Annotated in this window: 8 protein-coding genes; 4 read left to right on the top strand and 4 right to left on the bottom strand. The window is 55.5% G+C overall.

Annotated elements, in window-relative coordinates:
- Window positions 1-216 precede the first annotated feature (216 nt).
- The 4 genes from MKMG_RS04745 to MKMG_RS04760 all read left to right on the top strand — a co-directional run bounded on the left by MKMG_RS04745 (window position 217) and on the right by MKMG_RS04760 (window position 4023).
- Window positions 217-393: a CxxC-x17-CxxC domain-containing protein gene (locus tag MKMG_RS04745; RefSeq protein ID WP_165076227.1), complete on the top strand. Its 177-nt coding sequence runs from the start codon at window positions 217-219 to the stop codon at window positions 391-393.
- Between the two features lie 207 nt (window positions 394-600).
- Window positions 601-1404 (top strand): 4Fe-4S binding protein, encoded by an 804-nt coding sequence (locus MKMG_RS04750; RefSeq protein ID WP_165076228.1) that lies wholly within the window; start codon window positions 601-603, stop codon window positions 1402-1404.
- A 119-nt stretch (window positions 1405-1523) separates the two neighbouring features.
- Entirely contained in the window at window positions 1524-2735 is a 1212-nt protein-coding gene (locus tag MKMG_RS04755) for a phosphoglycerate kinase (protein WP_165076229.1), read from the top strand.
- 169 nt (window positions 2736-2904) lie between these two features.
- A complete protein-coding gene (locus MKMG_RS04760) occupies window positions 2905-4023 on the top strand; it encodes an adenosylcobinamide amidohydrolase (protein WP_165076231.1) in 1119 nt (372 codons plus the stop codon).
- A gap of 114 nt (window positions 4024-4137) precedes the next feature.
- Here MKMG_RS04760 and MKMG_RS04765 read toward each other — a convergent pair whose 3' ends face one another.
- The 4 genes from MKMG_RS04765 to MKMG_RS11425 all read right to left on the bottom strand — a co-directional run.
- Complete coding sequence (locus tag MKMG_RS04765) at window positions 4138-4794, bottom strand: DUF4013 domain-containing protein (RefSeq protein WP_165076232.1); 657 nt, start codon at window positions 4792-4794, stop codon at window positions 4138-4140.
- A 272-nt stretch (window positions 4795-5066) separates the two neighbouring features.
- On the bottom strand, window positions 5067-5732 hold the full coding sequence (locus MKMG_RS04770) for a DUF4013 domain-containing protein (RefSeq protein WP_165076234.1): 666 nt from the start codon (window positions 5730-5732) through the stop codon (window positions 5067-5069).
- A gap of 192 nt (window positions 5733-5924) precedes the next feature.
- Window positions 5925-9119, bottom strand: a complete 3195-nt coding sequence (locus MKMG_RS04775) for a tetratricopeptide repeat protein (RefSeq protein ID WP_165076235.1) — start codon at window positions 9117-9119, stop codon at window positions 5925-5927.
- 133 nt (window positions 9120-9252) lie between these two features.
- Window positions 9253-9449, bottom strand: a 197-nt coding sequence (locus tag MKMG_RS11425) for a hypothetical protein (RefSeq protein WP_216842874.1), incomplete at its 5' end; no start/stop codon positions are given.

Raw genomic sequence — 9449 nt, forward strand, 5'->3', positions numbered from 1 at the left:
GGCCGCAGGTGTGCAGCATCAGCCCGCGCCGCTACATGGCGACGGCCGTGAAATATTTCTGGCAAAATACTGTTCGGCTGAGGGAGGATTCTGCCATTTTAGTGTATTTCGGTCCATATTATCTGTCTTCTGACGATTCTCCGTTGTTGCGTCAAAGAAGGATGCAATGCGAATGACTATTATCTCATACAACATTTACTTATCTGAGTTTATCTCATGAACGACAGAAGCAATTACCGGGGCGGAGAGCGCTCCTATGGTGGTCCACGTGAAATGCATAAGGCAACCTGCGCAGACTGCGGAAAGGAATGTGAAGTTCCGTTCAGGCCTACAGAGGGAAGACCTGTGTACTGCAACGACTGCTTCCCAAAGCACAGAAAACCCAGATACTGATTCATATCAGTATTAACCAAATTTTCCTTATTATTTTGATCAGAGCTTTGGCTCTGTTTTTCTGCCCTGTTCTGTGTGGTATACGTTCTCCAATCCGTATTCTGCAAAAGTATCTGTGCTGCCGTTCTCCTTCCCGTCTGTGCGGATCATAAGAAAGGAAGATATTTTCTCCGTAGAGGTAAGAAAAGAAGAGTGCTGGTTTTGCGTATGACAGATGACCTGAAGCAGAAGATACAGACTAAATGCCGGGAGATGGGTATTCCCCTCTTTGGCATTGCCGATGTCTGCCGGTGGGAAGACCCCCTCCTGAATCGCGACATGCCGGAGGCATTCTATCCCCGTTCCATCTGGCCTGAGACGCAGTCTGTTATTGTTATTGGCCTTCCCGTGCACCTCCCTGCTCTCGAAACCTCGCCTTCCGTCTGGTACCGCGAAGAGTACCGGACCATCAACAGCCTCCTTGACCAGTATACCTACCGGCTGGCAGAGTTCCTCAACGGGCAGGGGTATCCATCTGTATCTGTCCCCCGTGACGGCTATGGGCATGTGAGTGTGCTGGTGGACAAACCTGTTTCCTTCTTCTCGCACCGGCATGCGGCATATCTTGCCGGACTCGGGAACTTTGGTGTCAATAATATGCTGCTCACCCCGCAATACGGTCCGCGTGTCCGGTTTGGATCCATCCTCACGGCAGCACCGCTGCCGGGCGATCAGGTGATGGAGGGGCAGCTCTGCACCCGGTGCATGCAGTGTGTCGAACAGTGCCCGGTGCAGGCGCTCAGTGAAGACGATTACCCGGACGGTCTGACCGAAAAGGCGACTTGCGCCGGCTACAGCCAGACGCTTGAGAAGCATTACCTGGCCCCATGCGGCGTCTGTATCAAGGTATGTCCGGTGGGTGAGGATCGGGCGCATTACCACCGGGAGGATACCGGAATCTATCGAAACCGTGCCGGTGCGGAAGGCTGCCACCGGGCCTGGGAGCATGTCCGGCGGTATGGGGCGAGGTGACCGGCGATGGATCTTCTGTCCATCTTCCCTATGAGAAACCAATATTGCAAATCCGGTGTAAATGATAACCCATACAGAGAATCGTCTGTTCTCTTTCGTGCTTCCAGGTGTAATATAATATGAAATTCGCAACGCTCACTGAAACGGAAACCGCCGGCGAAACCGTCCTCCTGCGTGTCGATTTTAATTCCCCTATTGACCCTGCCTCCAATATTATCCTTGACGATAAACGGTTCCGGGAACATGCACCGACGGTGCAGGCGCTGGGTGATGCAAAGTGTGTGGTCATCACCCACCAGTCCCGGCCGCAGAAGAAGGACTTTACCACGCTGGAGGCCCATGCCGCACGGCTGGAACGCCTCATCGGCCGCCCGGTCACCTATGTGGATGACATCTTCGGGCGTTGTGCCCGCGAGGCAGTGGCAAAGATGGAAACAGGCGACGTTTTGATGCTTGAGAATGTCAGGTTCAATGCCGAAGAGAATCTGAAGATGTCGGGAGAGGACGCACTCGGGACGCATCTGGTGCGCAACCTCTCTGCGATGGGCAGCCTCTATGTGAACGATGCGTTCGGCACTGCCCACCGGTCACAGCCGACCATCGTCGGCCTGCCGCGGGCGATGCCTGCCGTGGCCGGGCTCCTGATGGAAAAAGAGATTGCCACCCTCTCACGGGTCCTCACCGGGGCACCGGGGCCGGTGACCTTTGTCCTCGGCGGCACCAAGGTGGATGATTCCCTCGATGTGGCGGCAAACGTCCTCTCAGGCGGCATCGCAGACCGGGTGATTGCGGTCGGCGTGGTCGCCAATGTCTTCTTTAAGGCACAGGGCATCAGTATCGGGTCACCCTCCGAAGATCTCCTTTGTAAGCTTGGCTACCTCTCAGAGGTGGAGAAGGCCCGGGAGATTCTCGCTGCATACGGGGACCGGGTCGTTTTGCCGGAGACGGTCGCGGTCCGTGACGGCGACTCACGCAATGAATGTCCGGTGACGGCCATACCTGACCTCCCTGTCCTTGACTGCGGTCTTGACTCCATCGGTCCCTTAACAGACATCATCCGTGAATCGGGCACGGTGGTCTTAAACGGGCCTGCCGGTGTCTTTGAAGACCCTCTCTTTGCCATCGGCACCAATGAAATACTGCGGGCCGCCTCAGCCGCAGAATTCTCAGTGGTGGGCGGCGGCCACACGGCGGCAGTCATCGAATCGATGGGTATTGATAAGAAATTCTCCCACATATCCACCGGCGGCGGTGCCTGCATCCAGTTTTTAACCGGCAGGACCCTGCCCGCCGTTGAGGCCCTCGCGGTCTCAAGAACCCGCTTCTGGTAAGGCCACATGGCCCCCGTCTCCCGTTTTGGTTCGCCCGGGAGAGCTGTTCTTTTTTATCGCCTGGCAGATGACCGGATGTTTCGGGAAAGGGATGTATTCTACTGGAGCAGGGTAGCCGGATTTATCTGTCATCCATCCAGAGTACTGACAAGAACCTGTCCGGTGTATCATGACAAAAAACGGGAAGAGAGAGACAAAGGACGTGCTCTGTGAAACAGCAGGGGGGGATCGGGTATACTGTGACGGAACGAGCATCGTTGCCGTCCTGCCGCCGGGACGGGCGGTGCTCTCCACATCGTGGCTGAATGGCGGTTACTGTGAAGGCATCCGTATGGTCTTCAACCACCAGCTTTCAGAGCCGGCCTGCCGGTCGGATACACTGGAAGGGGGGAGCATTGACGCATACCTGCGCCTTACGGCAGTTCGTCTTGGTTTTGACCCCGACCGGTCAACCGGGATGCTCACGAAGGCGGATATGTGCAACGCCGCTGTTGCCACACATACCTTCCGGGCACTCACGGTGACTGCAATCGTCACCGGCGGCATCGAGGTGAACGGCGGGCGTGCCGGTGACCCGGCCTCGTTTTACGAAGAGAACGGTGACTTCGGTGATCTTGGAGGCACCATCAATACCCTCCTCCTCATCAGTGCCTCTCTCCCGCCGGAGACCATGACCCGTGTGGTGATGACGGCCGCTGAGGCGAAGGCAACTGTGCTCCAGGAACTGATGGCGCCGTCCTGCTACTCAACGGGCATTGCCACCGGGTCAGGGACCGATATGATCACCGTTGTAAGCGACCCTTCACATCCGCTCTGCCTCACCAATGCCGGTAAACACGCAACACTGGGAGAACTCATCGCCCGGTGCGTCAGGGAGGCGACCCGAAACGCACTGGCCCGGCAGACCGATCTCTGCCCTGAGAGCCAGCAGAACATGCTGGTCAGGCTCGAACGGTTTGGCATCGGGGAAGAGGATTTCCGGGAGGTAGCCGCCGCACTCCCCGGTGAGCACAACAGGGAGGAGTTCATCGCAGCACTCCGGGAGTGGGCAATAAACCCGGTACTCGTAGCGGCCACCGCCTCCCTTCTGCATATCGCCGATGAAGTGGCATGGGGACTGTTGCCCGCTGATGCCGGGAGGCGGGCGGCCCATGCGATGATGACAGGTATTCCCGCTGTTCTTGGGATGGATGTACCGGCCAGTCCCGATGCTATTTTCACCAGCAATTACACGATACCTGAAGAATGGGTCCGTTTTGTAGTTTTTTGCATCGAAAACCGTGCCTGATATTTTTATTGATCTGCAGGCTCTCTCCCCGGATGAAACCGGATGCTTTGTGCATGAGCATGGCACCCTTTTGGTTTGTAGAGCGGGAAAAAAATGAGGAGTTTTTTTAAAATTTCAGGCTGTGCCTGCACTGTCGTAGAGGTTGCAGATGTACCGCGACGAGAAGATAACCAAAAACGGCATGGCGATGAACATGAACAGCCATCCGATGATCGGGATGATTGCGAGAACAAAGTAGATGATGGAAACCACAATGCCAAGCACGATGAGTGCGATGATGTAGTTGACCCAGCCGATATCTCCGATCTTATCTTTGATCTCACCAAATGCGAATGCCTCGCCGAACTTTTCCGTCCGTGCAAACCGGACGATGCCGATGGTGGCAAACAGGCTGCAGAGGATGGCGACGATGAAAGTGACCAGAAGGCCGATGCCCATGCCTGCCACTCCTGCCAGACCCATGGTATCGGGGGCGGATACCATTGCAATGACCGATCCGCCGACGAGAATCATGCCAACAATGATCGCAGGAATCATCCATATAATCGAGATTACCATATACAACAGCCCGTCAATGAAGAGCTGCACATAGTCTTCCAGCTCAGGTGCCGGTTTTATGCCCCGCAGCACCCGGATGGTGTAGCCATACAGGATAAAGTTCACAATCGGAATGATGCTGATGATTATAAGCAGGATCCACCTTACCCATTTTCCGACAAGAGCTTCCTTTGTATACTCAAAGGATTCGCCAAAATTATCTCCTATTCCCATAATTTATCACCTTATTTCAGGGTATGTAGCTCTATCTCTTAAAAATATATAATATTATCCCTGAATATCAGCAATTATGGCTTAAAAGATAAATCAAAGGTTATTTATTGCGAAAATTGGCAATCCGTTCTGCATCCCGACGGCATTATTTCTCTGTATCTTCGGGAGAGTCTGGTTACTCGTTCAGGGACAGTCACTTTCTGTGAGAGTAATGCATCATCCCGGCCCTGAGCGGCGGAAAAATATAATAAAAAGGAGGGGAGTTTTATATTTCAGGCTGTGTCTGCACTGTCGTAGAGGTTGCAGATGAACCGTGCCGAGAAGATGTTCAGGAACGGTATCGCGGCAAACAGAAGAATCCATCCAAGGATCGGGATCATAACCAGGATTGCCAGGATGAATGCGATGATGAACATCACAATACCGAGCACGATGAGTGCGATGATGTAGTTGGCCCAGCCGATATCTCCAATCTTATCTTTGATTTCACCGAATGCAAACGCCTCGCCGAATTTCTCCGTCCGTGCAAACCGGACGATGCCGATGGTGGCAAACAGACTACAGAGGATGGCGACGATGAATGTGACCAGGAAGCCGAGACCCATGCCTGCCACTGCCGCCGCACCCACGGTATCGGGGGCAGACGCCAGTGCAATGACTGACCCGCCGACGAGAATCATGCCAACAATGAATGCAGGAATCATCCATATGAATGAGATGACCGTATACAGCAGCCCGTCGACAAAGAGCTGTCCGTAGTCTTCCAGCTCAGGTGCCGGTTTTATGCCCCGCAGCACCCGGATGATGTAGCCATTCGCGATAAAGCTCACAATCGGAATGATACTGATGATGACAAGCAGGATCCATCTGACCCATTTCCCGATAAGGGCCTCCTTTGTATACTCAAAGGACTCTCCAAGATTATCTCCTATTCCCATAATAATTGCCTCGTTTCAGGGTATGTAGCTCTATCTCTTAAATATATTTAAAATTATTGCAGAATGGCAGTAATTCCGGTGTAAACTGATAAATCAATGGTCATTTACGAAAAAAACAGGCCGATTGTTCAGTGTCGCGATCTCCATTATATCATCCGGGTGTGCTGTGCGGCCTTTCCGGGATGAAAAAAGTCAGAGATTCTCTCTTTCCTGAGAAGAGAGTGTGTTCAGACATTCTGCCGCCTCTTTGTAGCGTCCGACGGCCATGTATGCCGCAGCCAGGCGGGAGCGCGATGCGTCATCTGCCGGGTTTGCTTTGACTGCCTCCTCAAAGCAGGTGATCGCCTGTTCATGCCGACCCGTCTCTGCAAGCGCCCGCCCTTTTCCGTACCATGTGGCAGCCGTCTCTCCCTGGAGAACGGTGAGCTGGTCAAACGCCTTTCCTGCATCCTGGTACTTCCCTGCTGTCATGAGGACAGCCCCGAGCGCTGCCCAGTATGTAGCGTTTTTACGGTCTGCCTCAATCGCTGACTGGATGGCAGTAACCGCCTCGTCAATTCTGCCGGTGCGTTCATAGAGGACTCCTGTTAAAAAACGGGCATAGGCCGAGTTCGGTTCTGCGTCTCTGAATGCCTCGGCTGCTGAGAGGGCACCTTTCAGGTCTCCTGCTGCAAGGGCCGCCCTGCTGATGAGATACTGCAGTTCTGCCCGGTCCGGCTCTGCTGCCGCCGCCTCCGAGAAGACTATGGCGGCCCCGGCATAGTCGCCGGAATGCATCATTGTGCTGCCGAGTTGCATCTGCATCAGAACATTCCCTTCGCCGGATGAGAGGGCTGTCCGGTAGGCACGGGCCGCCTCTTCGTAGCGGCCGAGCCGTTCCAGGGCTGAAGCCTGATACTCCCATGCCTGGCGGTTAACAGGATCGATTGCTGTGATCTTCTCTGTCACATCAGCGACCCCTGCATACTCACCCGTGATGAGCAGGCATGCTGCAAGAGAGAGCCGGCTGTCGGTATCATGACTGTTGACGGCCAGCACCTCCTGGTATGCTGCTGCGGCGTCTGCGAACCGGCCCGCCTTCTCATAGGCACGGGCACGGAGCGTGCGTGCGGTATTGTCGCCGGGGACAATCGTGAGATAGGCAGAAAACCCGTCCACTGCTTCTGCCGCCCGGCCGGTCGCAAGCAGGGTTGCGGCCCGTTCCCTGAGGGCCGGTGCGTGGTCCGGCTTCAGACCGAGTACGGTATCAAAGGACTCCAGCGCCTCGTCTGTATTCCCGAGGGCGAGTCCGGCTCTTCCGGCTTCGTAGTGCACCGCCGGATCTGAGGGCCGGGACTTAGCAGCGGATATGAGACATTTCCGTGCCTCTTCCATCTCTCCTTTGCGCAGATAGGTCTGTCCGAGGGCAATCCAGGCATCCGTATTCTCCTGGTTGCGTTCAAGGGATCGCTGGAAGAAGAAGATTGCCTCATCATACTTGCCAAGGGATGCAAGGGACTCGCCGAGCCGCAGGGATGCCCCTGCCCGTCCCGGTTCGGCCTCAACGACCTGAACATACACTCCGGCTGCCTCCTCCAGTTCGCCCGCCTTCTCCAGCAATGATGCCTTTTGGGCAAGCAGGCTGATATCAGCAGGTGCAATGGCACGCGCTTCTTCGATGACCTGCAGCGCCTCACGGTATCTGCCTAAATATTCCTGTGCAGAAGCCATCTGGCGCTTGATCACAAGATCGGTGCCATTCTTTGCGTCAACCAATTCAAGGGCACCGAGAGCTGCCTCATACTGCCCCATCTCAAGGAGGGAGCTGCCCTTTAAAGCGAGAATGCCCGGATCGTCCGGGTGCTCTTCCAGTATACTGTCGAACACGGCAAGGGCCTTTTCGTGCTCACCGGATGTCTGGTAGATGATTCCCAGTTTCCTGTGTGCATGCTGGTCTGTGACTCCTGCCTGAATGGCCGCGGAATAGTGTGCTGCGGCCTGTTCCGTGTTGCCGGTGTGCAGGCAGGCGTCGCCCAGAAGGATGACGGATCTCCAGTCATCTGCTTCAGCGGCTGTCACATGGGTGAATACCTCAATTGCCCGTGCATAGTCACCGATCTGCATGAGTGCCTCACCTTTCCGGCGCCATATACTGAGGTCTCCACGGTCTGCATCGATGAGGCGTGAATACAGGGTGAGGGCCTCGCGTTCACGCCCAAGATGCACGAGTGCATCTGCCTGCAGAGCGGTAAGGGCATTTGTCCGGACATCAATGTCCATCGGCCGGGCACCCTTATTTCGTTTGTCACTGGAAAAGAGGCTGAGTTCAGCTTCTGTGCTGATCCATGAGACTGCTCCGTCATTGCCGCTGTCCGTGACCTTTCCAAGGCATTTATATGCCTCGTCATACTGGCCCAGGCCGGACAGGCAGATGCCGCGGTGATACCAGGCCAGGCTGTTTGTCTGGTCGACGCGGAGCATTGCCTCAAAACAGTCTGCCGCCCGCCGGTACTCGCCGATGTGCTCCAGGGAGGCACCCATCAGGTACCAGGCCTGGACATCCCCGGGGTTCTTCTTAACCACGATATCGAGCGACTGCGCACATTCACGGAAGTCTCCTTTCCAGAAGAGGGAGGCGGCCCGGTAGTATCCTGCTACCGGATTCTCCGGCATGACCATCGCGGCCCTGCGGTAGGCCTCAGCTGCATCTCCAAACCGCCCGAGGGATTCACAGAGTGCTGCAAACCGCATTGCAACGTCAACCGAATCTCCGTTCACTTCGAGGACCCGTGCATAGGTATCTGCCGCCTCTTTTCGCCTGCCTGCCCGTTCCTGGGCGTCACCGATGAGGGTGAGCAGTTCGGCATTATCCGGGCTGAACTTCAGCACCTGGGTGAGATGGGTGAGTGCGTCTGCCGTGTTGCCGGCCCGCAGGTGCAGCCGTGCCGCCCGCTCGCGGAGGGCCCGGTCACCCGGTTCGAGTGAGAGTGCTCTCTCGGCGGCCGCTGCTGCATCGGTGTAGCGGGCAAGGCGTTCAAGGCAGTCGGTCTTTTTGAGCCACCCGTTCAGTGCATCCGGCCGTTGGGCGGTGACGGTGTCGTAGCACTTCAGCGCCTCGGTATAATCGCCGGTGCGTATCAGGGCCTCGCCAAATGACTCCCACCCGGCGATGTCCTCCGGGTTCTTCTCCACGCAGGCCCGGAATTCCCGTGCAGCCTGCAGCGGCTCCCCGAGGTAAAAGAGCGCCTCTCCCCGGAGATAGCGGGTTGCTGCGTCGTCAGATATTTCAAGGGCCTTCCCCAGATCCCGGGCAGCCTCTTCATACCTGCCCTGAGTAAAGTGATTTTTCCCTTTTTCAATCCAGGGATTCTGGTTCCCCTGTCCGAATAAATTATCAAAAAGCGCCATGAACCGATTCACCTGCTATAAATGAGTAGACTATCCTGCTGTGAAGGGAAATGTGTTTCTCTTCATGAAAACAAAGCCATGGCCCGGGCCGCTGCATTCGCAGTATCGGGTGCTCGGATAAATAACCTGGTGGTCACATTTTTACCGGGTGCTGCTGAACATCAGGATGGCTGCAGCTCCCGTGCAATGTGATTATCTGAGAAAAGAGGTATGGGGTCTGAGGGAAGGTCAGTAATGCTGTTAATAGAGCAGTGAATCTTTCAGCTGCCTGTCCTATTTGGTGGCAGAGCAAACATGCCCGGGTTTCCTTCAGACCATCTGTTTGTCCCC

It is taken from the genome of Methanogenium sp. MK-MG, from assembly GCF_009914725.1.
Lineage (GTDB): Archaea > Halobacteriota > Methanomicrobia > Methanomicrobiales > Methanomicrobiaceae > Methanogenium.